The 25,596-nt window shown below is 68.7% G+C and carries 23 protein-coding genes and 2 tRNA genes; 19 read left to right on the top strand and 6 right to left on the bottom strand.

What is annotated here, in order from left to right; translation table 11 throughout:
- The first annotated feature begins 266 nt into the window (after positions 1-266).
- The 6 genes from A3AG_RS0120235 to A3AG_RS0120260 all read left to right on the top strand — a co-directional run bounded on the left by A3AG_RS0120235 (position 267) and on the right by A3AG_RS0120260 (position 5,767).
- Positions 267-1,505, top strand: a complete 1,239-nt coding sequence (locus A3AG_RS0120235) for a GTP cyclohydrolase II (protein WP_018007179.1) — start codon at positions 267-269, stop codon at positions 1,503-1,505.
- Entirely contained in the window at positions 1,502-2,797 is a 1,296-nt protein-coding gene (locus tag A3AG_RS0120240) for a URC4/urg3 family protein (RefSeq protein WP_018007180.1), read from the top strand. The genes A3AG_RS0120235 and A3AG_RS0120240 overlap by 4 nt, the downstream gene beginning before the upstream one ends.
- A gap of 82 nt (positions 2,798-2,879) precedes the next feature.
- A complete protein-coding gene (gene upp, locus A3AG_RS0120245; protein WP_018007181.1) occupies positions 2,880-3,575 on the top strand; it encodes a uracil phosphoribosyltransferase in 696 nt (231 codons plus the stop codon).
- Positions 3,575-4,255, top strand: coding sequence for a TetR/AcrR family transcriptional regulator (locus A3AG_RS0120250; RefSeq protein WP_018007182.1), 681 nt, complete (start codon positions 3,575-3,577; stop codon positions 4,253-4,255). The genes upp and A3AG_RS0120250 overlap by 1 nt, the downstream gene beginning before the upstream one ends.
- 42 nt (positions 4,256-4,297) lie before the next feature.
- Entirely contained in the window at positions 4,298-5,584 is a 1,287-nt protein-coding gene (locus A3AG_RS0120255; RefSeq protein WP_018007183.1) for an amidohydrolase family protein, read from the top strand.
- 96 nt (positions 5,585-5,680) lie between these two features.
- A tRNA-Leu gene (locus A3AG_RS0120260) sits at positions 5,681-5,767 on the top strand.
- Between the two features lie 147 nt (positions 5,768-5,914).
- Here A3AG_RS0120260 and A3AG_RS0120265 read toward each other — a convergent pair.
- Positions 5,915-7,717, bottom strand: a complete 1,803-nt coding sequence (locus A3AG_RS0120265) for a GGDEF domain-containing protein (RefSeq protein ID WP_018007184.1) — start codon at positions 7,715-7,717, stop codon at positions 5,915-5,917.
- A 253-nt stretch (positions 7,718-7,970) separates the two neighbouring features.
- Here A3AG_RS0120265 and A3AG_RS0120270 point away from each other — a divergent pair, with 253 nt between their 5' ends.
- The gene (locus A3AG_RS0120270) at positions 7,971-8,897 is read left to right on the top strand and encodes an autotransporter outer membrane beta-barrel domain-containing protein (RefSeq protein ID WP_018007185.1); all 927 of its coding nucleotides are present in this window, start codon (positions 7,971-7,973) and stop codon (positions 8,895-8,897) included.
- 85 nt (positions 8,898-8,982) lie between these two features.
- On the opposite strand, the gene A3AG_RS0120275 is transcribed toward A3AG_RS0120270, so the two are convergent.
- Positions 8,983-9,059: transfer RNA gene (locus A3AG_RS0120275), tRNA-Arg, on the bottom strand.
- Between the two features lie 80 nt (positions 9,060-9,139).
- The gene (locus tag A3AG_RS0120280; RefSeq protein ID WP_018007186.1) at positions 9,140-10,837 is read right to left on the bottom strand and encodes an MBL fold metallo-hydrolase; all 1,698 of its coding nucleotides are present in this window, start codon (positions 10,835-10,837) and stop codon (positions 9,140-9,142) included.
- A gap of 248 nt (positions 10,838-11,085) precedes the next feature.
- Between A3AG_RS0120280 and A3AG_RS0120285 the strand changes: the two genes are divergently transcribed.
- From A3AG_RS0120285 to A3AG_RS0120310, 6 genes are all read left to right on the top strand, one after another.
- A complete protein-coding gene (locus A3AG_RS0120285; protein ID WP_018007187.1) occupies positions 11,086-11,463 on the top strand; it encodes a hypothetical protein in 378 nt (125 codons plus the stop codon).
- Positions 11,464-11,661: 198 nt separating this feature from the next.
- Positions 11,662-13,002 carry a short-chain fatty acid transporter gene (locus A3AG_RS0120290; RefSeq protein ID WP_018007188.1) on the top strand — a complete coding sequence of 447 codons (1,341 nt, stop codon included), beginning with the start codon at positions 11,662-11,664 and terminating at the stop codon, positions 13,000-13,002.
- 38 nt (positions 13,003-13,040) lie between these two features.
- Positions 13,041-13,337, top strand: a complete 297-nt coding sequence (locus tag A3AG_RS0120295; protein ID WP_018007189.1) for a YciI family protein — start codon at positions 13,041-13,043, stop codon at positions 13,335-13,337.
- 48 nt (positions 13,338-13,385) lie between these two features.
- The gene (gene catC, locus A3AG_RS0120300; protein WP_018007190.1) at positions 13,386-13,670 is read left to right on the top strand and encodes a muconolactone Delta-isomerase; all 285 of its coding nucleotides are present in this window, start codon (positions 13,386-13,388) and stop codon (positions 13,668-13,670) included.
- A 48-nt stretch (positions 13,671-13,718) separates the two neighbouring features.
- Positions 13,719-14,498, top strand: coding sequence for a 3-oxoadipate enol-lactonase (gene pcaD, locus A3AG_RS0120305; protein WP_018007191.1), 780 nt, complete (start codon positions 13,719-13,721; stop codon positions 14,496-14,498).
- A 231-nt stretch (positions 14,499-14,729) separates the two neighbouring features.
- Entirely contained in the window at positions 14,730-16,142 is a 1,413-nt protein-coding gene (locus tag A3AG_RS0120310) for a DUF1254 domain-containing protein (RefSeq protein WP_026164336.1), read from the top strand.
- A gap of 92 nt (positions 16,143-16,234) precedes the next feature.
- Here A3AG_RS0120310 and metE read toward each other — a convergent pair whose 3' ends face one another.
- A complete protein-coding gene (metE, locus tag A3AG_RS0120315; protein WP_018007192.1) occupies positions 16,235-18,625 on the bottom strand; it encodes a 5-methyltetrahydropteroyltriglutamate--homocysteine S-methyltransferase in 2,391 nt (796 codons plus the stop codon).
- A gap of 130 nt (positions 18,626-18,755) precedes the next feature.
- Between metE and A3AG_RS0120320 the strand changes: the two genes are divergently transcribed.
- A complete protein-coding gene (locus tag A3AG_RS0120320) occupies positions 18,756-19,679 on the top strand; it encodes a LysR family transcriptional regulator (RefSeq protein ID WP_018007193.1) in 924 nt (307 codons plus the stop codon).
- A 14-nt stretch (positions 19,680-19,693) separates the two neighbouring features.
- Here A3AG_RS0120320 and A3AG_RS0120325 read toward each other — a convergent pair whose 3' ends face one another.
- On the bottom strand, positions 19,694-20,035 hold the full coding sequence (locus tag A3AG_RS0120325; protein ID WP_018007194.1) for a hypothetical protein: 342 nt from the start codon (positions 20,033-20,035) through the stop codon (positions 19,694-19,696).
- Between the two features lie 152 nt (positions 20,036-20,187).
- Here A3AG_RS0120325 and A3AG_RS0120330 point away from each other — a divergent pair, with 152 nt between their 5' ends.
- Complete coding sequence (locus A3AG_RS0120330) at positions 20,188-20,658, top strand: Lrp/AsnC family transcriptional regulator (RefSeq protein ID WP_018007195.1); 471 nt, start codon at positions 20,188-20,190, stop codon at positions 20,656-20,658.
- On the opposite strand, the gene A3AG_RS0120335 is transcribed toward A3AG_RS0120330, so the two are convergent.
- Positions 20,659-21,189 carry a hypothetical protein gene (locus A3AG_RS0120335; protein ID WP_018007196.1) on the bottom strand — a complete coding sequence of 177 codons (531 nt, stop codon included), beginning with the start codon at positions 21,187-21,189 and terminating at the stop codon, positions 20,659-20,661.
- Positions 21,190-21,452: 263 nt separating this feature from the next.
- Between A3AG_RS0120335 and ribA the strand changes: the two genes are divergently transcribed.
- The 4 genes from ribA (at position 21,453) to A3AG_RS0120355 (ending at position 25,467) form a co-directional block, all read left to right on the top strand.
- Positions 21,453-22,049, top strand: a complete 597-nt coding sequence (gene ribA / locus A3AG_RS0120340; protein ID WP_018007197.1) for a GTP cyclohydrolase II — start codon at positions 21,453-21,455, stop codon at positions 22,047-22,049.
- 58 nt (positions 22,050-22,107) lie between these two features.
- Complete coding sequence (locus tag A3AG_RS0120345) at positions 22,108-23,472, top strand: hypothetical protein (RefSeq protein WP_018007198.1); 1,365 nt, start codon at positions 22,108-22,110, stop codon at positions 23,470-23,472.
- Positions 23,473-23,571: 99 nt separating this feature from the next.
- Positions 23,572-24,048, top strand: coding sequence for a MarR family winged helix-turn-helix transcriptional regulator (locus A3AG_RS0120350; protein WP_018007199.1), 477 nt, complete (start codon positions 23,572-23,574; stop codon positions 24,046-24,048).
- A 48-nt stretch (positions 24,049-24,096) separates the two neighbouring features.
- Positions 24,097-25,467 (top strand): serine hydrolase domain-containing protein, encoded by a 1,371-nt coding sequence (locus A3AG_RS0120355; protein WP_018007200.1) that lies wholly within the window; start codon positions 24,097-24,099, stop codon positions 25,465-25,467.
- Positions 25,468-25,596 lie beyond the last annotated feature (129 nt).

The raw sequence follows: 25,596 nt of genomic DNA on the forward strand, positions 1-25,596 counted from the left end.
CCCTTGCAAGCATCGCCGCGCAGCGCTACGCGGCCAGCCTGCGCATGGCATGCCTGCCCGCGGCATCGGGGTGGTGCATGCATGCCGCCGGCGTGGTGCCGTCGGCACGCCCGGCGTGCATGGCGCTGCGCGGACTTGCGTTGGGCGCCACACACAATGGTGCCGAACTGGCGTAAACGGGCATTGGGCGATGGCACAAAGGTTGCCTAGTATGGAATCGTAAACCTGACCGATTGGTCAGGATTCCATCGGGAACCGGGGTTGCCATGTCCGACCATATCGTCCTGACTTCGCACGCGCGCCGCGACAAGCCGGCCGAGCCGATCCACTGGGGCGCCCCCACGGCGGCGGAGCGCGGACCGGTGATCGCCAGCCTGGGCAACCCGGCGCAGCGCAATGTGATCGGCACCCACGCCGGCGCCTACGCCATCTACCGGGCGCTCGCGGTCGCCTCCGGCACGCTGCAGCGCGACCACCGTCCGGACCTGACCGACACCGCGCCCGCCGAGGCCATCGGCCCGCATCCGCAGTGGGGCGATCCGGACAAGATCGTCTCGCTCGACCCGTGGGGGCACCTGGTCTCCACCGTCTTTGCCGACCGCATCGCCGCCGGCGTCGATATCCGCCCGACCATCGCCGTGACGCGCGCGCACATCAACATGCCAGAGCTGGTCTCGGCCATCGCCGCGGGCCGGCTCAAGCCCGACGGCGACCTGTTGCATGCCAATGGCGACGTGCGCGTGACCAAGGCGGCGGTCGACCCGGTGTGGTACCTGCCCGGCATGGCGGCCCGGTTCGGCATCAAGGAAAGCGTGCTGCGCCGCAGCCTGTTCGAGCAGACCGGCGGCATGTTCCCGGAACTGGTGACGCGGCCGGACCTGAAGGTCTTCTTGCCGCCGATCGGCGGCATGACGCTGTATTTCTTCGGCGATGTCAGCCAGCTGGGCAAGCCCGAGACCCGCGTGGCCTGCCGCGTGCACGATGAATGCAACGGATCCGATGTGTTCGGGTCAGACATCTGTACCTGCCGGCCGTACCTGGCACACGGCATCGAGGTGTGCATCGAGATGGCGCAGCAGGGCGGCGTAGGGCTGGTGGTCTACAACCGCAAGGAGGGCCGCGCGCTGGGCGAGGTGACCAAGTTCCTGGTCTACAACGCCCGCAAGCGCCAGGCCGGCGGTGACCGCGCCGAGACTTATTTTGCCCGTACCGAATGCGTGGCGGGCGTGCAGGACATGCGTTTCCAGGAGCTGATGCCGGATGTGTTCCATTGGCTGGGCATCCGGCGCATCGACCGCTGGGCGTCGATGAGCAACATGAAGCACGGCGCGCTGGTGGCGCAGGGCATCGAGGTGGTCGAGCAGGTGGCGATCCCCGAGGCGCTGATTCCCGCCGACGCGCGTGTCGAGATCGACGCCAAGGTGGCCGCCGGCTACTTCACGCACTACACGCCGCCGGATGCGAACGAACTGGCCCTGGCAAAGGGCAGGGGGTTGAACGAATGACGAGGTATCCCGAGGACAGTGCCGGCAACGAGCGCCATGGCGACGGCTGGCTGAGCCCGGTGCCCGAAGGGCATCCCGCGGCGGCGCTGCTGTGCGCCGAGGCGGTGCGCACCCATTGCGCGGCGGTCACCGAACACGTGGCCAGCGGCGCGTCCGAACGCTTCACCTGGCACCCGGACCGCGTGCATGCGATTGCCGACTACGTCGCCAGCACCATCCGGCAGCGTTATCCGGACCTGCAGGTGCCGTACCACAGCCGCTGGCGCCATTTCGAAAGCGGCGCGGGCGACCAGCGCGCGGACCGCTGGCAGGTGCTGTGCGAGCGCGCCGCGCTGAGCGGGCCCGAACACCGCGAGGAGCGCGCGCGCATCGGCATCGACCTGGTGATCCCCAGCGTGCTGCTGGATGCGGGCGCCGGGCCGGAATGGCGCTACCGCGACCCGGCCAGCGACGCGGTGCTGACGCGTTCGGAAGGACTGGGCGCGGCCAGCTTCGACCTGTTCGCGCGCGGCGGCTTTTCGGCGGCGCCGGGCGATCCGCTGCGCGCGGATGCCGAGCGCCTGCAGCGCATCGATGCCGACAGCATTGCGCACGCCTTCCAGGTCGCGCAGCACAACCCGCTGGTGGGGCTGGAAGGCCGCGCCGGGCTGTTGCGCCGGCTGGGCGAGGTGATGGAGGCGACCCCGGCGCTGTTCGGGCGGCCGGCGCGGCTGGGCAACCTCTATGACTACCTGAAGGCGCACGCCGTCGGCGGCCAGCTCGATGCCGGCTTCCTGCTGCGCACCTTGCTGGTGGGCCTCGGGCCGGTATGGCCGGGGCGCATCGTGGTCGAGGGCGTGTCGCTGGGCGACTGCTGGCGCCATCCGGCGGCGCCGGGCGGGCTGGTGCCGTTCCACAAGCTGACCCAGTGGCTGACCTATTCGCTGCTGGAGCCGCTCGAAGACGCCGGCCTGAGCGTGACCGGCCTGGATGCGCTGACCGGCCTGCCCGAGTACCGCAACGGCGGCCTGCTGTATGACTTCGAGCTGATGGTGCCGCGCGACCCCGGCTTTGCCGCCGAGCCGCATGCGGTGGATGAGCCGGTCATCGTCGAATGGCGCGCGCTGACCGTCAGCGGCCTGGACCTGGTGGCCGATTGCGTGCGCCAGGCGCTGGGGCTGGAGGAAGCGCAGTTCCCGCTGGCGCGCGTGCTCGAAGGCGGCACCTGGGCCGCGGGACGGCGCATCGCCGCCAAGCGCCGGCCCGGCGGCGCGCCGCCGTTTGCCATCACCAGCGACGGCACGGTGTTCTGAACGCGCCGCCCGCGCCGCGGGCGGCGTTGCAGGCAGGGAAGGCTAGCGATGGCCTGTGCAACGTGGCATCAGGAGCGTCACCATGAACGACATGTCCGCTGTTCCCGCAGTTGAGCCCCGCGAGCCGGATCCCGCCGACCTGGCCTGCCTGTCCGGGGTGATGGTGGTCGACCACCCGCTGGTGCAGCACAAGGTCACGCTGGTGCGCAGCGAGGAGACCACCACCGACAACTTCCGCCGCCTGGTGCGCGAGATCAGCCAGCTGCTGACCTACGAGGCCACGCGCGACCTGGCGATGGAAACCATCGCGATCCGCACGCCGATCGCGGCCACGCAATCGCGCGTGCTGTCCGGCAAGAAGCTGTGCCTGGTGTCGATCCTGCGCGCCGGCAACGGCTTTATCGACGGCATGCTCGACTTGCTGCCGGCGGCGCGCGTGGGGCATATCGGCCTGTACCGGGACCCCGAGACGCTGGAGCCGATCGAGTATTACTTCAAGATGCCCGAGGACATCCAGGAACGCATGGTGATCGTGGTCGATCCGATGCTGGCCACCGGCAACTCGGCCATCGCCGCGCTGAACCGGCTCAGGGAGGCCGGCGTCACCACCATGAAGTATGTGTGCCTGATCGCCTCGCGCCCCGGCCTGCGCGCGCTGCGCGCCGCGCATCCGGACGTCGGCATCGTCACCGCGGCCATCGATGAGACCCTCAACGAGCACGGCTATATCGTGCCCGGCCTGGGCGACGCCGGCGACCGCCTGTACGGCACGCGCTGATGGACTCGCACGCCAGTCTTGCGCCGCCCTTGCGGGCGCCGCCGGCGCGTGCGGCGGCGGGCGGCCGCATCCGGCAGGAGAACCAGGCCATGATCCTGCGCGCGGCCGAGCACGTGTTTGCGCGGGCCGGGTTTGCCGGCGCCACCATGGCGGAGATCGCCATGCGCGCGGGCGTGCCCAAGTCGAACCTGCATTACTACTTCCGCACCAAGCAGGCGCTGTACCGCGCGGTGCTGGCGCACACGCTGCAGCTGTGGCTGTCGGAAGCCGACGTGATCCGCGCCGAGCTGCCGCCGCAGGTGGCGCTGGAGCAGTACATCCGCGCCAAGATGCGGCTGTCGGCCAGCCATCCGGATGCGTCGCGGGTATTCGCCAACGAGCTGCTGCACGGCGCGCCCGAGATCGGCGAGGTGCTGCGCCATGCCCTGCGCGAACTGGTGTCGCGCAAGGCCGCGGTGGTGCAGCAGTGGATCGACCGCGGCCAGATGGCGCCGGTCGATCCGCAGCACCTGTTCTTCACCATCTGGGCCGCCACGCAGACCTACGCGGACTTTGAATCGCAGGTCTGCGCGGTGCTGGGGATCAGCCGCTTGCAGCCGCAGGACTACGCGCATGCCACCGAGCACGTGGTGCTGATGCTGCTGCGCGGCTGCGGCCTGGCGCCGGTGCCGCTGGCCTGAGATTCCATACCGAACCCCATCCCGGATACCACGACACGACCCATGCTCGACCTGATCCTGCGGCGTTGCAACCTGCCCGACGGGCGCACCGGCATCGACATCGGCATTGCCGACGGGCACATCGTCGCGGTCGAGCCGGCCCTGGCCGCGCATGCGGGCGAAGAGATCGATGCCGCCGGCCAGCTGGTGACGCCGCCGTTCGTCGACGCGCACTTCCATATGGACTCGACGCTGTCGTACGGGCTGCCGCGCGTGAACCAGTCGGGCACGCTGCTGGAAGGCATTGCGCTGTGGGGCGAGCTCAAGCCGTTGCTGACGCAGGAGGCCATCGTCGAACGCGCGCTTGCCTATTGCGACTGGGCCGTGGCACGCGGGCTGCTGGCGATCCGCTCGCATGTGGACGTGTGCGATCCGCGCCTGCTGGCGGTGGAGGCGCTGCTGCACGTGCGCGAACGCGTGCGGCCATACCTGGACCTGCAGCTGGTGGCATTCCCGCAGGACGGCGTGCTGCGCGCGCCCGGCGCGCTCGCCAACCTGAAGCGCGCGCTCGAGCTGGGGGTCGACGTGGTCGGCGGCATTCCGCATTTCGAGCGCACCATGGCGCAGGGGGCCGAGTCGGTGCGGCTGCTGTGCGAGCTGGCGGCGCAGCGCGGCCTGCGCGTCGACATGCATTGCGACGAAAGCGACGATCCGCTGTCGCGCCATATCGAGACGCTGGCCAGCGAAACCGTGCGCCTGGGCCTGCAGGGCAGGGTGGCGGGATCGCACCTGACCTCGATGCATTCGATGGACAACTACTACGTGTCCAAGCTGATCCCGCTGGTGCGCGAGGCCGGCGTCGCGGCGATCGCCAATCCGCTGATCAACATCACGCTGCAGGGGCGGCACGATACGTACCCCCGCCGCCGCGGCATGACGCGCGTGCCCGAGCTGATGGCAGCCGGCGTGCCGGTGGCGTTCGGCCACGATTGCGTGATGGACCCGTGGTACGGCCTGGGCTCCGGCGACATGCTGGAAGTGGCGCACATGGGCCTGCACGTGGCGCAGATGACCGGGCAGGAGGCGATGCGCGCCTGCTTCGACGCGGTCACCGCCACGCCGGCGCGCATCCTCGGGCTGGAGGGCTATGGCCTGGCGCCGGGCTGCCGCGCCGACCTGGTGCTGCTGCAGGCGCGCGATCCGGTCGAGGCGATCCGGCTGCGTGCCACGCGGCTGCGCGTGCTGCGGGCCGGCAAGACCATCGCCACCATGCCGGCGGCGACCGCGGCGCTGGCGCTGCCGGGCCGCCCGGCGCAGGTGGATTTTTGGCGCGGCGGCGGTGCGACATAGCGTGCACAAAGTTTTTTGCGGGCGGGTGTTGACAGTACCCGCAGCACTCGGCATAATTTCGTTCTTCGCAGCGCTGCAGCAATGCAGCAAAACGAAGCCCAGATGGCGGAATTGGTAGACGCACTAGGTTCAGGTCCTAGCGGTGGCAACACTGTGGAGGTTCGAGTCCTCTTCTGGGCACCAAAATTCGGAAAGGCTCGCGCAAGCGAGCCTTTCTTCGTTTCGGCCCCGGACGAACCGGAATGGGCAACGAAACGGGAACAGCCATGGCAGTCCGCGCGAGCGGGCTTTTTTTTCGCCCGGCGTTTCCGTCCGGTGCGGCGAACTGGTTCAGCGTGCCGGCATGCCTTCCAGGTCCTGCGCCTCGCGCACGCAGTTGCGGCCCGCCGCCTTGGCGCGGTACATGGCCGCGTCGGCCGCGCCGAACAGGCGCTGCCAGTTGCCCGCGCCGCCATGGCCGACCGCCACGCCGAAGCTGGCTGTCACGGCAAGCTGCGTGGTGCCTGACAGGCAGACCGGCCGCGCCGCGATGGCCGCCCGCAGCGTTTCGGCCAGCGCCGCGGCTTCGCCGGGCCGCCCGTGCGGCAGCCACAGCGCGAATTCTTCGCCGCCGAAGCGGGCCAGCACACCCTCGGCCGGCACCAGCGCGTGCATCTGCGCGGCGATATTGCGCAACACGTGGTCGCCGGCCGCATGGCCGTGTCGGTCATTGATCTGCTTGAAGCGGTCGACGTCGATCAGCACCAGGCTGGCGTACTCGTGCGCACCGTACCGCGCCGCCACCAGTTCCAGCGCGCGCCGGTTCAGCAGGCCGGTGAGGCTGTCGGTGCGGGCCTGCTGCTCCAGCTGCGCGGTCAGCGCGGCGCGCTCGCGCAGCTTGCGGCGCAGGATGTCGATGGCATCGAACAGGCGCAGCATTTCGGCGGCCTGGCCCTTGCGCCTGGCCTGCATGGCAGCCCCGAATGACGGGGTTTCGTGCGGCTGGCCGCGGTCCTCGGCCAGCGCGATCACCTCGGCCCGCGCGCGCAGCAGCGGCAGGAACACCGCGCGCCGCGCGAACACCAGCATGTAGCTCAGCACCGCGAGGATCAGCGCGGACGTACCGCACGCGGCCGCGAGCCGGCGCAGCGCGCGCTCGCGCGTGCTGGTGAAATGCGCCACCACTTCGTCCAGGAACACGCTGCGCAGCCGCTCCAGCGGCTCTAGCGTGGGCACGTAGCGGTTGGTCAGTTCGGTGGGCGTCATCGAGTAGTTGCCCGAGCTGCGCCCCTGCGCGACCAGGCTGTCGACCATGGCCACGCCGCGGCCGAAGAACTGGTGGCCGGCGTCGGCATAGGCCTGCTCCAGCGTGGGCGCGGCGCCGAACATGTTGTACGCCGGTCCGGCCAGCTGCCATAGCGCCAGCAGCCGGCCGCGCGAGCGCGTTGCGTCGACCAGGCTCTGCACCGGCATCGGCCGGCGCGCCGCCACCGGTGCCATGATCTGCGACGCCATGCGCCCGGCGTATTCGCGCAGGTCGCCCAGCATCTTGCCGGTCAGCGCGGGCGCGGCCAGGCCGTCATCGCAAACGGAAAGCTCGCGCACCTGCCAGGCGATGGCGGGCTGCAGCGCGTCGACGACCTCGAACATGCTTTCGATGGCGTGGCGGATTTCGTCCATGTCGCGCTGCTGCGGCGCGCGCGCGGCGAGTTCGTCGATCTCGGCGCGCGCCCGCGCCAGACGCTCGCGCACGCGCTCGACCATCAGCGGCGGCAGGTGGTGGCTATGCAGGCCGAAGGGGGCGGACGGCGGCGCCGACAGCCGCGCCAGCGCGGCGTCGCTGCGGGCGCGGAAGGCCTGCAGGCGCTCGCGCGCCGCGCTGTGGGGCGACGGCGGCTCGCCCAGCACGCTGTTGGCCGGGCCGCGTTCGGCGGACAGCGTGTTGGCGGCGTCCAGCACGTCGCGGTACGCCGAGATGTCGTACAGGTTCTGCCGGGCCGCGGCGAAGTCGCCGTACGAGGCGGCGATCACCAGGGCCGCCAGCACCACCGTGCACAGGCCGCCCACCGTGGTGGCCACCGCCAGTTTGCGCTGCAGGCTGCGGCGCGGTCCGTTGCCGGGATCAAGCTGTCGGGCGCGTTGCCGCAGGGCCATGCTGTCTCCGCCCGGCAGCCAGCGGCCGGGCCATGCGTGGAAATTCTGTCATTCCCGACATTATTGACGAAAAGGCCGCGGCAGCTGTCCAAATCTTCCGCGATTTGTGCCAGCGACACACCGGCGCCGGGCGCCCTGCGGCGGGCTCGCGCGGGCGCGCGCGGCCGAACATTCGCGGCTAACGCTGGCGGGGCATTTGACCTATGCTCAAGCTCATCGGGCAGGCATTTATAACGTCCCGAAGGTGGTTGCCATGACTGTGGTCTTGTCATCATCGCGAGAGAGGGAGGCGGGGACGAACCCCGGATGGCACGGCTGTGCCGCGCATCCCGGCATCGTCCACCATCACCATCACCCGCATATCTGCGCCATGCTCGCCATGCTGATGTGTGCGCTGGCCCACGCAGACGAAGCCTTGCCGGATTTCCATGGCGCTGCTGCCGCTGACCCGCCGCTGCAGGCCAGCCTGACGCAAGCGGAACCGGTGGAACCGGCGCAGGTTTCCGGGCAGCTGACCGACGGCTCCGACGCGAGCGGCTGGAGGGTCCAGCCGCTCGAGCCGGTGGTCGTCGAATACGCGGCGGCGCCGCCGCCATCCTCATCTCCGTCTTCTTCCCCCTTGCCGCGCGCCTTCGGCGCCGGGCCCGATGACGATGCCCCGGGCCTTGCCGCGGTGGAGCGCGAGACCGCGGCCCTGCCGGAGCGTGCGCGGCGGTTGTCGCTGCATCTCGATGACATCACCACGGCCAGCGGCTTTGCCGACAATCGCGTGCGCACCATGGCGCTGGCGGTCGATGCCGTGGTGCCGCGCGCCGGCGGGCTGACCATCCAGCCGCGGCTGCAACTGGCCTACCAGCCCGCCACGAGCGCGGACCCGAACCAGCTGGCGCAGGCGATGCCCGGCGATGCCAGCGCCACCGGCATCGGCGTGCGCCTGTACGGCGCGCAGCCGACGCGGCTGGCCGGCATCTATCCGTTCGTCGAGGCCGACTGGTGGCAGGACAGCCGCAAGCAGGTCATTAATATCAACGGCACCAAGATCGATGCCGATCTGCTGCGCGGGCTGTTCTCGTTCAATATCGGCGCGCATGGCAATACCAAGACCGGCATGAAGCTGTGGTTCAAGGTGCGGGCGGGGCGCAACCCGAGCGGCACCGTGGGGGCGAGATATCGGTGGTAGGAGTGGTGGGGGCAGCCGCGCGTGACAGGCGCGCGGCAACAAAAAAGGGCTTCCGTTTCCGGAAGCCCTTTTTTTTCTGCATAGGTGGCGCGGCTGGCAGGATTCGAACCCACGACCCCTTGGTTCGTAGCCAAGTACTCTATCCAACTGAGCTACAGCCGCACACGAGAGGCGCAATTGTATCGCAATTATTGGATTGCGCAAGCCCCCCGCCGAAAAATCTTCAACGGTCGCCGCCGCCCTCAGCCCGCGGCTTCCGACCAGGCGCCATCCGCCTCCTGCGCCTTGCCCTCGTCGCGCAGCTTGATCAGGTGCGCCAGCAGCGATCGCTGCGCCACCGGATGCATGCGCGGCGGCACATCGTCATAGACGCGCAGCACCAGTTGTTCGAGCGGCGCCGGGCCCAGTTCGCGCAGCGCGCCGGCGACCTTGGCCTCGCGCTGCAGGCGGTGCCGCACCAGGATGCGAATGGCGTCCTGCGGGCGCGCGATCAGAAAACCGTGCCCGGGCGCCAGCCACTCGAGGTCTTCTTCCTGCAGCGCCGCGAGCGAGTCGAGGTAGGCACGCATGTCGCCATCGGGCGGACCGATCACCACCGTCGATCCCTGCATCACGTGGTCGCCGGTGAAGAGCGTCTTTTCTTCCTCGAGCAGGTAGCAGAGGTGGTTGGACGCATGTCCGGGCGTGTGGCAGACCCGCAGCGTGCAATCGTCGGCCAGGGCCAGGCGTTCGCCGTGCTGAAGTTCGCGCCGCGGCGCGAAGGTGGCGTCCTGCCAGGGGCCGGCGGGGGCGGCGCGTCCGAGCACGGTGGCGCCGGTGGCGGCCTGCAATGCCGCCGCGGCGGGGGAGTGGTCCAGGTGCGTATGCGTGGCGAGAATCCAGCGGATCGGGCCGGGCGCCGCATCCAGGATGGCGCGCACATGCTCGCCATCGTCGGGGCCCGGGTCGATCACGGCCCATTCATTGCACGCGCCGCCGCCGACCAGGTACGTATTGGTGCCGGGACCGGTCATCACGCTGCCGTTGTTGGCCGTGACGCGCCATACCCGCTGCGACAACTGCACCGGCACGCCGGGCGCAAGTTCGTACCGGCCGTGCACCTTGCCGTCGGGATCGATGCGGCCGATCTCGGCATAGCACGGCTCGTTCGGCATCACCGGGCGCACCCCGGCCGCGCCATTGGCGAGGCGCGGCATGATGCAGGCGATGCCGCGCAACTGCGAGAAATACGCAAAGCAGGCGCCGGCGGTCTCGAACTGCGCGATCGAGCTCAGCGTGCGGCGCGTGACATGCATCATCGGCAGGCCGCTGGCCGGGTCGGCGGCGTCGGCCGGGCGCACCCAGCGGTGCTCGACGACCTCGGTGCCGTCGGGCACGGCCAGCTGGCCTTCCGGAGCGATGGCGACAAAGAAGCGGGTATCGAAACGCTTGGGCAGGCCGGGCGGCGTCAGCCAGTAACTGTGATAAGCCAGCCGGTCCGCCGCCAGGCGCAGGCCCAGCTGCGCGCAGGCGTGGGCCAGTCCGGGGCCGCCGCGTTGCACGGCCTCGCGCAGCCGGGCCTGCTGGGCGGCGTCAAGCTCGTGCGGCGCACGCGGGCGCCCTTGCTCGTCGCAGGCGAACAGCAGGCCCGCCTCTTCGAAGCATTCGCGCACCGCGGCGAGGTAGAAGTCCAGGCCGCTGGCCGGCAGGCCCAGCCGCTCGCTTGCGCGCACGTCATCGAGGCCGTGGGCGTGCGCGTGCAGGTGCCGGTCTTGCACATCGAGGGTGCCGCCGGGAAACACATAGGCGCCGCTGCTGCGGTCGTTGGCGCGTTCGACGCGGCGCAGCAGCAGCACTTCCATGCCGGCGGGCGCGTCGCGCACCACCAGCAGGCTGGCCGCCGTGCGCAGCAGCGGGGTGGAATGGACGGGGCGGTTGCCGCTTGTCTCTGTGGTTGTCATTGGTCGGCATCGTGGGTTGTACGCGCGGCGCGCCGGGGTAGACCGGGGCGGCCGCGTGCGCTAGTTTAGCCGCGTTCGCGGATTCGAAAGTCCGGGCAATCCCGGCGCCGCGGCCGCTGCCACGAGCCTCCCGACGCGGGGGCGCGAGCGGCCGGACTTTGGCTTTTCCGGCCACAGGCAGTAACCTGACAGCTCCGCTTCACTTTGCGGAGCGCCACCGCCCGGCGTTCCTATCGGAGGAGGTCCGCGTGATCCGAGCTTCTTACCTGTGCCTGACGGTTGCGTGCCTGGTGGCGGCCTGCGAGACGCCGCCACAGCGGGCACCGCGCCCGGTGCCGCCGCCTGCCACCCGCATCACCGTCGATCCCCAGGCCATGTCGCGGGCGGCGTCCGCTGCGTGCGAGCCGGCGGTGGCGGAGGCGCTGCAGCGCCGCTTTCCGCAACCCGGCAGCGTCATGCTGATGGCCGACCGCGAGCAGTACTACCAGCGCCCCAACGCGCAGACCTCGGTCAACGGCGAAGGCGTGTTCGAGCCGGACGACAGCTCTGCGGCGATCGGCTTTCACTACGCCTGCCTGTACAACGCGCGCACCGGCAAGGTCGACGATGTCCAGATGCGGTACTGATCCGCGCCGTCTCTCCAACGCAAATACCGGGCATGCAAGCGCGCAACTATTGCGCTAAATAGCGGTAATCGCAACTTCCCATTTCCTTGACCTGCCGGTCGAACGGCCTTTAGCATAGCCACGCGCCTTCGCTACGTTCGCATATAGAACTGTAGTTCTAATGGCGTAACGTTAGCCGACTCAGGAGACAAGGAAGTCATGAACAAGATTGCCGGGTTCTTCACCGAACTCATGCGCCGGTACCTGCCGGATCCCTTCGTATTTGCCATCGGCCTGACGCTGCTGACCATGGCGCTGGCGGTGCTGGTGCAGGGCCAGGGGGCGCCGGCGGTGATCGCCAGCTGGGGCAAGGGCTTCTGGAACTTGCTGGCCTTCACCACGCAGATGGCCGTGATCCTGGCGATGGGCTACGTGCTGGCCACCGCGCCGCTGACCGACCGCATGCTGGACCGCATCGTCGGCGCCGTGCATACGCCGCGCACGGCGATCATCGTCGCCACGCTGGTGGGCGGTATCGGCAGCTACCTGAACTGGGGCTTCGGCCTCGTCATCGGCGGCATCATCGCCAAGAAGCTGGCGCTGAAGGTCCGCGGCGTGCATTACCCGCTGATCATCGCTTCGGCATACAGCGGTTTTACGCTGTACGGGCTGGGCCTGTCGGCCAGCATCCCGGTGCTGATCTCGACCCCGGGGCACCCGATGGAAAAGGCGATGGGCGTGATCCCGCTGTCGGACACCATCTTCTCGACGCCGATGCTGCTGACCAGCCTGGCGGTGATCGTCACGCTGCCGCTGCTCAATGCCTGGCTGCACCCGCGCCATCCGGCCGAAGTGGTCGAGATCCGCCGCGACCAGGAACCGGCCCGGGCCGAGGCCGCCTCGGCCCACAGCATCGGCAGCGAGAACACGCTGGCCGGGCGCCTGAACAACAGCCGCATCCTGAGCCTGGCGATCGGGCTGTGCGGCATGGCCTATGCCGTGATCTACTTCACCCAGGGCGGCTCGCTGGACCTGAACCTGATCAACTTCCTGATCCTGTTCGCCGGGGTGCTGCTGCTGGGCACGCCGGTCAACTACGTGGCCAAGCTCAACGAAGGCATCAAGACCATTTCCGGCATCATCCTGCAGTACCCGTTCTATGCGGGCATCATGGCGATCATGGCCGGCTCGGGGCTGGTGGATACCATCTCGCGCGTGTTCGTCGATATCGCGACGCCGCAGACGCTGCCGTTCTGGGGCCTGGTCAGTTCCTTCGTGATCAACTTCTTCGCGCCGTCCGGCGGGGGGCACTGGGTGATCCAGGGCCCGTTCATGGTGGATGCGGCCAAGGCCATCAACAGCTCGGTCAGCCAGACCTCGATGTCGGTGATGCTCGGCAACGCCTGGAACGACCTGGTGCAGCCGTTCTGGATCCTGCCCGCGCTGGCGCTGTCGAAGCTGAACCTGAAGGACGTGATGGGTTACACCGTGATCATGATGTTCTGGGTGGGCCTGATCTATATCGCTGCGATGCTGATGTGGGGCGCGCAGATTGCCTGACCTTGACGCCCGGCCGCAAGGCCGACAGGAGAAACCGCATGCCGTACCTGATTGAAACCCTCGACAAGCCAGATCACCAGCACGTGCGCCAGGCCACCCGCGCCAGCCACCTGGACTACCTGGAAGCCAACAAGGCGCTGCTGCTGGCGTGCGGCGCCAAGCTCAACGATGACGGCTCGGACGCCGGCGGCGGTGTCTATATCGTCGATGTCGACAGCCGCGAGGCCGCGCAGCAATTTATCGACGCCGACCCGTTCGCCGCGGCGGGCCTGTTTGCCGAGGTGCGCATCGTGCGCTGGCGCAAGGCATATCTCGACGGCACCTGCCGTCTCTGAGCGGACCGCGCACGCTGAACCATCCCACCCTAAACACCAGGAGACCCCATGCTGTTCATGGCCGAAATGACCGTCAGGATTCCCGCATCGCTCGACCCGCAATTGGTCGAGCAGCTCAAGGCCGATGAAAAGGCCATGTCGCAGCGCCTGCAGCGCGAAGGCAAGTGGCGCCACCTGTGGCGCGTGGTGGGCCAGTACGCCAACGTCAGCATCTTTGACGTCAGCGACAACGATGAACTGCACGCCTTGCTGACCGCGCTGCCGCTGTACCCGTACATGGAGATCCAGGTCACGCCGCTGGCCCGGCACGGTTCCGCGATCGCGCAGAACTGAGCCGCAGCGATCCGCAACACCGCCCGTGATTCCTGACTGACCGACGCCATGCCTTTCGCCGATCTTCCCGACGTCCGCCTGCACTACCGCCTCGATGGCGCCGAGCACCTGCCGGTGCTGGTGCTGTCCAATTCGCTCGGCACCAGCCTGGATATGTGGGCACCGCAGGTCGATGCCTTCAGCCGGCATTTCCGCGTGCTGCGCTATGACACGCGCGGCCACGGCGAGTCGTCGGTGCCGCCCGGTCCCTACAGCATCGCGCAACTGGGCGGCGATGTGATCGCGCTGCTCGACCAGCTTGGCATCGGGCAGGCCAGCTTCTGCGGCCTGTCGATGGGCGGCATCACCGGCATGTGGCTGGCGCTGAACCATGCGCGGCGGCTGCGCCGGCTGGTGCTGTGCAATACCGCGGCGTATATCGGGCCGCCCGAAAACTGGACCAGCCGCGCCGCGGCGGTCGAACGCGACGGCATGGCGGCGATTGCCGCGGCAGTGGTCGACAAATGGCTGACTCCGGCCTACGCGGCCGCGCACCCGGAACTGGTGGCGTCGCTGCGCGCCATGCTCGGCGCCAGCCCGCCCGCGGGCTATGCCGCCAACTGCCTGGCGGTGCGCGACGCCGACCTGCGCGCCGAGGTCGGCGGCATTGCCACGCCCACGCTGGTGGTCGCCGGCTCCGGCGACCTGCCCACGCCGCCCCGCGATGGCGTGTACCTGGCGCAGACGATTCCCGGCGCGCACTACGTCGAGCTGGACGCCGCGCATATCTCCAACCTCGAGCAGGCACAGGCCTTCAGCAAGGTCGTGCTCGATTTCCTGAAGCGCTGATGCGCCGCCGCCCGGGCCTTTCCGTGGTCCGGTCGCGTGGCTTATCATGCACCCCTTCGCCGTTGTGTTCTGCCGTTGGTGCGCGCCGTCTCGGATCCCTGCATTCGAGGAATTGACAGGCCCGTAGTGCGCGGACAAGATGCGACGGACAGATGCGCCTCCGGGACGACATGCCGGCAGCCATAGCCGAAATGCCCGCTGAGCGCACAAGAACTTCTGGGAATCGGGGTCATGAAGCCTATCTTTCGTCAACTGGCGGGCGCGGTCACGCTCGCCGCCATGCTGTCCGGCTGCGCCACCGGGCCTGACTATGCCGGCAACCCGGCTGCGGCCGAGCAGCCGCCCTCGGACCAGGCCATGAAGGCCTTGTCCGCCGAGGTCTTCACCTTTGCCTATCCGATGGTGCTGATGGACGTGACGCGCGAGCTGATGACGCTGCGCACGCCCGCCAACACCTTCAGCCACAAGCGCACCTTCCCGGACGCCACCTTCACCGACGTGGTCAGCCCCAATGCCGACACCCTGTACTCGTCGGCGTGGCTGGACCTGTCGCGCGAGCCGGTGATCCTGTCGGTGCCCGACACGCAGGGGCGCTATTACCTGATGCCGCTGATGGATGCGTGGACCAATGTGTTCGCCGCGCCGGGCAAGCGCACCACCGGCACCCGCCGCGGCAATTTCGCCATCACCGGTCCGGACTGGCGGGGCACCTTGCCCAAGGGCGTGCAGGAGATCCGCTCGCCCACGTCGATGGTCTGGCTGATCGGCCGCACGCAAGCCAGCGGCAAGCAGGACTTTGCGGCGGTGCACCGGCTGCAGGACCAGTACCGGCTGACGCCGCTGTCGGCCTGGGGCGGCGGCCGCCGCGTGCCGGACAAGGCCGGCGCGCGGCCCGCGCTGGACCCCAACAGCGCCCCGGTCGAGCAGGTGGCGGCCATGGACGCGCAGGCATTCTTCACGCGGTTTGCCGCGCTGCTGCCGGCCAATCCACCGGCACCGGCCGACAGCGCCATGGTCGAAAAGATGCGCCGCATGGGCATCCGCCCCGGCGTGCCGTTCAAGACCACGGTGCTGGAGCCGTCCACCGCGCGCGCCGTGCAGGAGGGCGCCACGGCGGCGCTTGCGGCGATCGAGCAGGCCGCGCGCAAGGGCAACGCCGACGCGGGCAACGGCTGGGTCATGCATCGCGACCTGGGCACCTACGGCACCAGCTATGGCCGCCGCGCGGTCACGGCGTGGGTGGGCCTGGGCGCCAACCTGCCGGAGGACGCGATCTACGCTTCCACCCGTACCGATGCCAACGGCAAGCCGCTGCAGGGCGGGGCGCGCTACGTGCTGCACTTCGACAAGAACCAGCTGCCGCCGGCGCGCGCGTTCTGGTCGCTGACGCTGTACAACGAGCGCCAGGCCTTCGTGCCGAACCCGATCGGGCGCTACGCCATCGGCAGCCGCGACCGCCTGCGCTACAACCGCGACGGCTCGCTCGACATCTACATCCAGCATGAGCGCCCGGCCGGCGCCAGGGCCGCCAACTGGCTGCCGGCGCCGCCCGACGGCCTGAACATGATGCTGCGGGCGTACTGGCCGGAACAGGCGCTGCTGGACGGCAGCTGGATGCCGCCGCCGGTGATGCGCGTGAACTGATCCGCCTGGCGCTGGCAGGCAAACAGGCCGCATGCCCCGACGGGCATGCGGCCTGTTTTTTTAAGCGCGGTGCTCTGCGTGAGGCTGGCTGGTCAGTGCGCGTGCGTGGCGCAGGCAGTGCAGGCGCCGGCGGTGTGCGGCACCGGTGCGGTGCCGGCCGCGGCAGTGCGCTCGACGCGCTTCCACGCCGCAATCTCCGGCGCCGACAGGCGCTGGCGCAGCGCGCGGGCCGCGCTGACCATGTTGGCCAGCGCTGCTTCGGTTTCCTCCCAGCCGCGGGTCTTCAGCCCGCAGTCCGGATTGACCCACAGCCGCTGCGGCGGCACCACCTCGCAGGCGCGGTCCAGCAGCCGCTCCATCGCCTGCACCGACGGCACGCGCGGCGAGTGGATGTCATAGACGCCCGGGCCGATTTCGTTGGGGTAGTCGAAGTCGCCAAAGCCTTCCAGCAGTTCCATCGCCGAGCGCGAGGTCTCGATGGTAATCACGTCGGCGTCCATTGCCGCGATCGCGGGCAGGATGTCGTTGAATTCCGCATAGCACATATGCGTGTGGATCTGGGTCTGGTCCTGCACGCCGCTGGCCGACAGGCGGAACGCGGTCACCGCCCAGTCGAGGTAGGCGTCCCAGTCGGAGCGGCGCAGCGGCAGCCCTTCGCGCAGCGCTGGTTCATCGATCTGGATCACGCGGATGCCGGCCTGCTCGAGGTCGCACACCTCGTCGCGGATCGCCAGCGCGAGCTGGCGCGCGGTGGTGGCGCGCGGCTGGTCGTCGCGCACGAAGGACCACTGCAGCATGGTGATGGGGCCGGTCAGCATGCCCTTCATCGGCCGCTCGGTCAGCGACTGCGCGTAGCGGGCGGTGTCGACCGTCATCGGTTCCGGGCGGTACACGTCGCCGTAGATCACCGGCGGCTTGACGCAGCGCGAGCCGTAGCTCTGCACCCAGCCGTTTTCGGTGAAACCATAGCCGCACAGCTGCTCGCCGAAGTATTCGACCATGTCGTTGCGCTCGGCCTCGCCATGCACCAGCACGTCCAGCCCCAGCGCCTCCTGCTTGCGCACCGCCAGCGCGATCTCGGCGCGGATGCGCTCCAGGTATTCCAGCGCGCCGATCTCGCCACGCCTGAACGCGGCGCGGGTCTGGCGGATCGCGGCGGTCTGCGGGAACGAGCCGATGGTGGTGGTCGGCAGCAGCGGCAGCGCCAGCGCTGCACGCTGGCGCTCGATGCGCGCGGCGAAGGGGCTGACGCGGTGCGCCATCGCGTCATTCACGCCGGCCAGGCGCTGCTGGACGCGCGGGTTGACCACGCGCTGCGAGGCCCGGCGCGACGCCTGCGCGGCGTCCGAGGCCGCCAGGGCGTCGGCGACGGCCCCGTCACCCTGGTTCAGCGCGCCGGCCAGCACCGACAGTTCGTCCAGCTTTTCGGTGGCGAAGGCGAGCCAGGACTTCAGCTCGGCATCGAGCCGGGATTCCTGCGCCAGCGACACCGGCACATGCAGCAGCGAGCACGACGGCGCCAGCCACAGGCGCTCGCCCAGCGCGCCGTGCAGCGGGCGCAGCAGGTCCAGCACGCGGCGCAGGTCGGTGCGCCAGATATTGCGGCCGTCGATCACGCCGAGCGACAGCACCGCATGCCCGGGCAGCACGGCCTGCCATGCCGCCAGCTGCGCGGGGGCGCGCACCAGGTCGATATGGAAGCCGTCGACCGGCAGCGCGGCCGCGCGCTGCGCATGGTCGGCGGCGGTGTCGAAATACGTTGCCAGCAGCAGCTTGGGGCGCGCCGTCGGGCCGCCCTCATGCAGCGCGGCATAGGCGGTGTCGAAGGCATCGAGCCAGGCCGGTTCCAGGTCCAGGCACAGCGCCGGCTCGTCGATCTGCACCCACTCGATGCCACGTGCCTTGAGCTGGCCCAGGATGCGGCGATACGCCTGCAGCAGCCGCGGCAGCAGCGACAGCCGGTCGAAGCCCGGCACATGGCTCTTCGACAGCCACAGGTAGGTTACCGGCCCGATCAGCGCCGGACGCGCGCGCAGCCCCAGCGCCAGCGCTTCATCGGTTTCCTCGAAGAACCATTGCGGGCCGCCGTCGAAGCTGGTGTCGGCGTCCAGCTCCGGCACCAGGTAGTGGTAGTTGGTGTCGAACCACTTGGTCATTTCCATCGCCGGCTGCTCGCGGTTGCCGCGCGCCAGCTCGAAATACTGCGCCAGCGTCAGTTGCGCCGGGTCGAAGCCGAAGCGCCGCGGCAGCGCGCCCAGCAGCGCGGTCAGGCTCAGCATCTGGTCGTAGAAGGCAAAGTCGCCGGTGGCGACGGTGTCCAGGCCGCGCTCGGCCTGCAGCTGCCAGTGGCGGCGGCGCAGTTCGGCGGCCACCGTGCGCAGCTCGGCCTCGGTGCGTTCGCCGCGCCAGAACGCTTCCTGCGCGAATTTCAGTTCACGGCGTTCGCCAATGCGGGGAAAGCCGAGGATATGGGTGCGTGCCATCGATGTTGCTCCGGTAGAAGTCTGGCGCACAGTGTCGGTTTGCCCGTAAAATGAATCAAGCGACAAGTTTTAAACAATATATGAATCGGTTTCATATCAAGATGGAACGACGGCGACGCGGGAGCCGTGCATGATCGAAGTCCGCCATTTGCGTTCGCTGGTGGCCATTGCCGAGTCAGGCCGGCTTGCCACCGCGGCCGAGCGCGTGCATGTCAGCCAGTCAGCGCTGTCGCACCAGATCAAGGCGATCGAATCGCACTACGGCGTGCCGCTGTTCGACCGCACGCGCCAGGGGCTGCGCTTCACGCCGGCGGGCGAGCGCCTGCTGGCGCTGGCGCGCGAGGTGCTGGCCGCGGTCAGCGCGGCCGAGCGCGATATCGCACGGCTCAAGGGCGACACCCGCGGCGAGTTGCGCGTGGTGCTGGAGTGCCATACGTGCTTTGACTGGCTGATGCCGGTGATGGACGAATTCCGCCGGCGCTGGCCGGAGGTTGAAGTGGACCTGGTCGCGGGCTTCCACGCCGATCCCATCGCGCTGCTGCGCGACGGCCGCGCCGACATGGTGATCGGCTCGCAGCCGGCGGCGCGGCGCGGGCTGGAGGTGGCGCCGCTGTTCCGCTTCGAGATCCTCGCGGTGATCGCCAACGAACACCGGCTGCGCAACAAGCGCCGCATCGAAGCCGCCGACCTCGCCGGCGAAACCCTGATCACCTACCCGGTGCCCGAATCACGCATCGACCTGATCCGCGAGGTGCTCGAACCCGCCGGCATCCACCTGGAGCGGCGTACCGCCGAACTGACAGTGGCGGTGCTGCAACTGGTGGCGAGCCGCCGCGGCGTGGCGGCGCTGCCCAACTGGGGCGTCAAGAACTATGTCGACCACGACTACGTGCTGGCCAAGCGCATCGGCGCCAGGGGGCTGTGGAGCGAACTCTACGCGACCGTGCCGGCGGCGATGGCGCGGCGGCCCTACGTGGCGGATTTTGTCGCGATCGTGCGCGATACCTGCGCGGCGCAGCTCGACGGCATCGAGCTGCTGGCGCCGGCCGCGTAGCGGCGGCTCTCGACTCAAGCGGTCAGCATCAGGTCCGCGGGCCGGTCGCGGCGGATGGCGGCACGCGGTGCCGGCTCGGCCACCGTGTCGTCGTCCGGATCCTCCACGTCCGCAACCAGCAGCTCCACGTCGAAGCCGTTATCGAGGCGGCGCAGGAACAGCCACAGCAGGCCGGCGTCGTCTGCCGTCAGCGTGGCATGCATCACGGCCTGCGGGGCGGCGTCGAAGCTCAGCTGCTGCGGCGCCAGTCCGGTACGACGGGCATTGGCCAGCACCCATTCCATCGCGCCGAACAGGTCGGCAGGGGCGAGACGCAGCGAAAGGCGCAGGGTGGGGAGCGGGAGGGTGGCTGGCATGTGTCGTTTCCGGCAATGGATCTATGCAGGTTAATTTAGCAGCCGTGCCTCAGAATTGGCTTTTTAATTTTCTCCATATCCGCGTCAATATCAGTAAAACCATCTTCATTTGATAGAATCAGCGGGAGAATATTCCTAAGAGGCAGCGTTGAATGGCACAGTCGCCCAAACTCGATGAGACCGATCGCCGCATCCTGCGCGAACTGCGGCGCGACGGCCGCCTGTCCAATGCGCGACTGGCGGAGCAGGTGGGCCTGTCGGCCACGCCTTGCTGGAACCGCGTGCGCGCGCTGGAGGAAAGCGGGGTGATCGAAGGCTACGCCGCGCTGCTGAACCAGAAGGCGCTGGGCTTGCCGGACACTGTGCTGATCGAAGTCACGCTGGAGCGGCACGACGACGACATGCTGTACCGCTTCGGCAAGGCGCTGGCGGAACTGCCCGAGGTGATGGAGGCCTACCTGCTGACCGGCGAATACGACTACCTGATCAAGGTGGCGGTGGCCGGCACGCAGGGCTATGAGGAATTCCTGCGGCACAAGCTTTACAAGCTGCCGGGCCTGCGCCACAGCCGCTCGACCTTCGTGCTGCGCACGCTCAAGCGCGAGACCTCGGTCGAACCGTGATCAGGCGGTCCTGAGCACTTCGTTGGTGGTATTGCGCAGGGCGCGCAGGGCCTCGTTGCATTGCTGCGGGGTGGTCGGGTGCACCAGCACCGCCCAGCGGCCATGCTGCACGGCCTCGCGCACCGGCGTGATCACCAGCTGGTGGTCCGGCCGCGCGGTCATCAGGCCTGCCAGCAGCATGCCGAGCATCACCCCGAGGAACATGGCGACGCCGACCGCCAGGCCCGGGCTCTGCATCACCGCGTCGACTTCCTGCCGGTGCAGGATGCCGACCACGGCGAGGCCGACCACGGCGCCCAGCGCCGCCATCATCAGGTGCGAGCGCACCGCGGTGTGCACGATGCCGTCGTTCTCGGGCTCGAGCTTGCGGCCGAAATGGGCCTCGTACGGATGCACCAGCCGCACCTGCCCGCGCTTCAGGTGCGCCTCGTAGCAGACGCGCTCGGCGGCGCTGCTGGCCGCGAGCTTGGTGTCGAACAATGCTGCGATCTTGGTGCTTGCGGCCTCGGCATTCAAGGGATTGGCTGTCATGGCGAACTCCTGCTGCGGCCGTGCCGAGAGGCGGGCACTGCGCACTGTTTCCGCGCCCGCGGGGAACGACCCATGTCCTGTAAACCGAGTCTAGAGATCCCTGTGAAGCGGCTGCATAAGTCGACGGCGCTTGCGCTTGTAGGAATTGGCCGACCACCCCCGGCGCCAGTCCCGGCGGGGGAATTCCAGCGCGAACGCCCGATTCCGCTCATAATGTCGGCGGTGCCGGGCTGCGCCCCCGCCTATTGACCAAGAATTCCGGTATGAACGACACAGAAATTGAGCTGATCGACTCGGCGCGCCTGCCGACGCGATTCGGCGACTTCACGGCGCACGCCTTCAAGGGCGCCGATTCAGGTATCGAACACCTCGCCCTCAGCGTCGGCGAGGTGGCGGGCGACAATGTGCTGATCCGCATGCATTCCGAATGCCTGACCGGTGACGTGTTCGGCTCCTGCCGCTGCGATTGCGGGCCGCAGCTCGAACTCGCCATGGAAAAGATCGCCGCCGAGGGCCGCGGCATCCTGCTGTACCTGCGCGGCCACGAAGGCCGCGGCATCGGCCTGGCCGAAAAGATCCGGGCCTACCGCCTGCAAGACGGCGGCCTGGACACCGTCGACGCCAACCTGGCCCTGGGCCAGGCCATCGACGCCCGCAACTATGCCTTTGCCGCGGACTTGCTGCACCAGTGGGGCGTCAAGTCGGTGCGCCTGATGAGCAACAACCCGCTGAAAGCGGCCGCGCTCGAGAAGGCAGGGATTACCGTCACTGAGCAGCTGCGCCACATCGTGCCGTCCAACGCCGAAAACGAGAAATACCTGGCGACCAAGCGCACGCGGATGGGACATCTGCTCGACTGAACGCGCTTGCGCGCGTGTTGGCCCGGCGCTCGGGACGCCAATCTCTCGCGAACCGCCCATGAAGTGGAGTCTCGCCGCGATAGCCGTGCTGGTGGCCAGTCAACTGGTGTCGGGCTGGTGGGTGCCAGTGCTGGCGCTTGCGGTCTGGGCCGGCGGAGTGCTGCTGATCATGCTGGCCGGCCGTTTGCCGGGCGACCGAGAGGGGCACCCGCGTGCGGCCACGCCGGGCCCGACCGGTCCGGTGCACGCAGCGCCGTCTCCCTTGCTTGTGGGACCCGCATCGTCCCCGTCCCCTGTACCGGCTTCGCATTCCTTCCAGCCGGCCGCGACGCCGCATCCCGCGCAGGACGGCAATAGCTGGTACCTGCCGCTCGAAGTCATCGGCATTTTCTTCAACGAGCGTTGGCCACGCACGGACATCTGCACCACCCGCGAGTACTTCCTGCGCGGTGGCGACCGCGTGCTGCTGCGCTACGCGCCGTCCTGCGCCACGCCGGCAGGGCAGTTCTGGACTTGCGACATCTCGGGGCGCTGGCGCGACGGCAGCCTGCCGCGCCAGCAGGTCCGCGTGAGCGCCGCGGGCTTCGCCTGCATACCGATACCGCATGACGGCGTCTATGAGATCGGCGTGGGCCAGGGCGACGCAACCGGGGCGGAACACGGCGAGATCGAGGCGTGGCTGGAATCGGACTCACCCGACCGACTGGGGCAAAGCAACGTGCCACTGCAGCAGAGCGGTGTCACATGGCGCTGCGATGAAGCGGGCCAATGGCACGTCGAGATTGCCCACGAATCCACGGCGCTGGACCGCGCCGCGATACCGGCCCGGCAGCAAGCGTCGGTGGCGCACGGCGCCGTAGTGCTTTTCGACCCCCGTCAGCTAGCCTGGGACGAAGCGGGCATTGCCGACCCGACCACGGATTGGGAGGCCGAGCGCCGCCATGTATTCCGCTACTACCTGCAATTGAGCCGGGGCGATGTGGTCGCCATCGAATATGCGTGGCGCCACGCGACGTTCGGGGTGCCGATGGAGGACGGTGATGGCATCTCCTTGACGCACGGAGAACTGGAGTTGACCCAGTTCGTGCGATCCCCGACGCTTCTCAGCGTGCATACCGGCTGGAGCGAAACCAGCGAGGAAACGTCTCGCGTGATGATGGTAGTCTGCCCGAACGACGGGATCTTCCAGCTCGACGTGACGCTCTACGGCCCTGCAGCCTGGCGGAGCCGGCCTTCGCCGGACTTCCTGCAACTGCGTGTGCTGGGCGTACTCTTGCGCCGCCCGGCGCAGGTCCGCGATTTCAGCCTGACCGAGGGATGGGTGGAGGACTGGTATCGGCGCACGGTGCCCGTGCCGCGCGCTGCGCTGGCGCAACGCGCGATGGATTCTCGTATGCAGGATACATCCGGCGCTCAAGCCTGATCCGATCCGCCGCGGTCGTGGGACAGCGTTGCTTTTGAATAGTTGCCAATGGAAACTATTGCTCATAGAATCCATTTGCCGCCCCAGCCTACTGACTACATGTCCAACCCAACCTCCACCCATTCGATCCTCGAATTCATGTCGTTCCGCCTGAACCGGCTGTGCGAAATGACCAAGAACTCGGCCTCAGGCTTCTACGAGCGGGAATTCGGCATCGGCCTGCGCGAACTGCGCGTGCTGCGTTTTGCCGGGCTGGAACCCGGCTTGACGCTGACGCGGTTGATGGAACTGGTGCTGCTGGAAAAAACCGTGACATCGAAGCTGGTCACCGCGCTGGCAAAGCGGGGTTTGCTGCGTCGGGAAGTCGGAGAGGCCGATGCCCGGCAGTTGAACCTCTACCTGACGCCGGCCGGCGAGGCCCTGGTGGCGCAGACCTACCAGCGCGGCGACGTGCTGGAGAAGATGTTCCTGTCGGTGCTGAGCGAGGCTGAAGTCAAGACGCTGGATCGCTGCATCGACAAGCTCACCAACGCGCTCATCGCACATCAGCAAGGCGCGGAGGCATCGGCGGACTGAGGGCGAGGGCGGCAATCCCTGACCAAAATAACCAATGAAGGAGACAGCATGTCGTTGAAGTCCCATCGGAAATCCGCGCGGTCATGGCGCCGCCTGGCTGGCGTGGCCCTGGTCGCGGCGAGCCTGCCGGCGTGGAGCCAGTCCGCTGCCAGCGCGGCCAGCACCGCGCCCCCGGCTGCCGCACCGGCGACGACGGTGGCGGCGGCGCTGGCCACCGATCCCAACCTCATGGGCTGGATGCAGGGCTTTCCGCCGCCGCCGGACAAGCTGATCACCCATGTCCCGGGCGGCAACAGGTTTCCGCGCAACCGCTGGCTGTTCTCGCATGTGCGCGAACTGGGGCCGACTGCATCGGTATGGCGCGGACCCGGCCCAGCCAGCACGCTGCCGCGCGCGGAGCAGGCCATCGGCGCGATCCCGTTCACCGATGCCGACGGTACGCGCCGCACCTTCGACGAGATGCTGGCGCTGACCTATACCGACGGCATCCTGGTGATGCACCAGGGCAAGGTCATCTACGAGCGCTATTTCGGCGCGCTCGACAGCCATACGCCGCATATCGCGATGTCGGTGACCAAGTCGTTCGTCGGCACGCTCGCCGCCATGCTGGCGGCGGAAGGCAAGCTCGACCCGGCCGCGCCGGTGACGCGCTACCTGCCGGAGATGGCCGGTACCGCGTATGGCGATGCCACGGTGCGGCAGGTGATGGACATGACCATCGGCGTGCGCTACTCCGAGGACTATGCCGATCCCAGGGCCGAGATCTGGGACTACGCGCGTGCCGGCGGCATGCTGGCGCGCCCGGCCAACTACAACGGCCCCGGCACGTTCTATGACTTCCTGAAGACGCTGCAGAAGGACGGCAGCCACGATGCCGCGTTTGCCTACAAGACGGTCAATGCCGAGGTGCTGGCATGGATCCTGCGCCGCGCCTCGGGCCAGTCGCTGGCGAAGCTGCTGTCCGAGCGGATCTGGCAGCCGATGGGCGCCGAGCAGGACGCGTATTTCACCGTCGACAGCATCGGCACCGAATCCGGCGGCGGCGGCCTGAACACCACGCTGCGCGATCTCGCGCGCTTTGGCGAGACCATCCGCGCCAACGGGCGCTTCAACGGCAAGCAAATCATCCCGGCGTCGGTGGTGGCCGATATCCGCCGCGGCGGCAGCCGCGAGCTGTTTGCCAGGTCCGGCAGCGCGGCGGCGTTGCCGGGCTGGAGCTATCGCGACATGTGGTGGGTTTCGCACGACAGCCACGGCATGTTCCAGGCCGCTGGCATCCACGGCCAGCGCATCTACATCGACCCGCAAGCCGAACTGACCATCGTGCGCTACGCCTCGCACCCGGTGGCGGGCAACGCGGCCAATAACGCGATCACGTTCAGGGCCTTCAGGGCGGTGGCGGAAGCGCTGTCTCGATAGTGGCGCACGGGGCGGGGGACATCGGTCATTCCGCCTTGGTGCCCAGCTCTCGGATGACCGCCGCACCAGTTACGGTTCGTCCATCAGTCGGCCCTGCGCCACATCGACAAGTACGCCATGCTTCCGGGC

Origin of the sequence: Cupriavidus neocaledonicus, from assembly GCF_000372525.1 — a bacterium.
GTDB classification, from domain to species: domain Bacteria; phylum Pseudomonadota; class Gammaproteobacteria; order Burkholderiales; family Burkholderiaceae; genus Cupriavidus; species Cupriavidus neocaledonicus.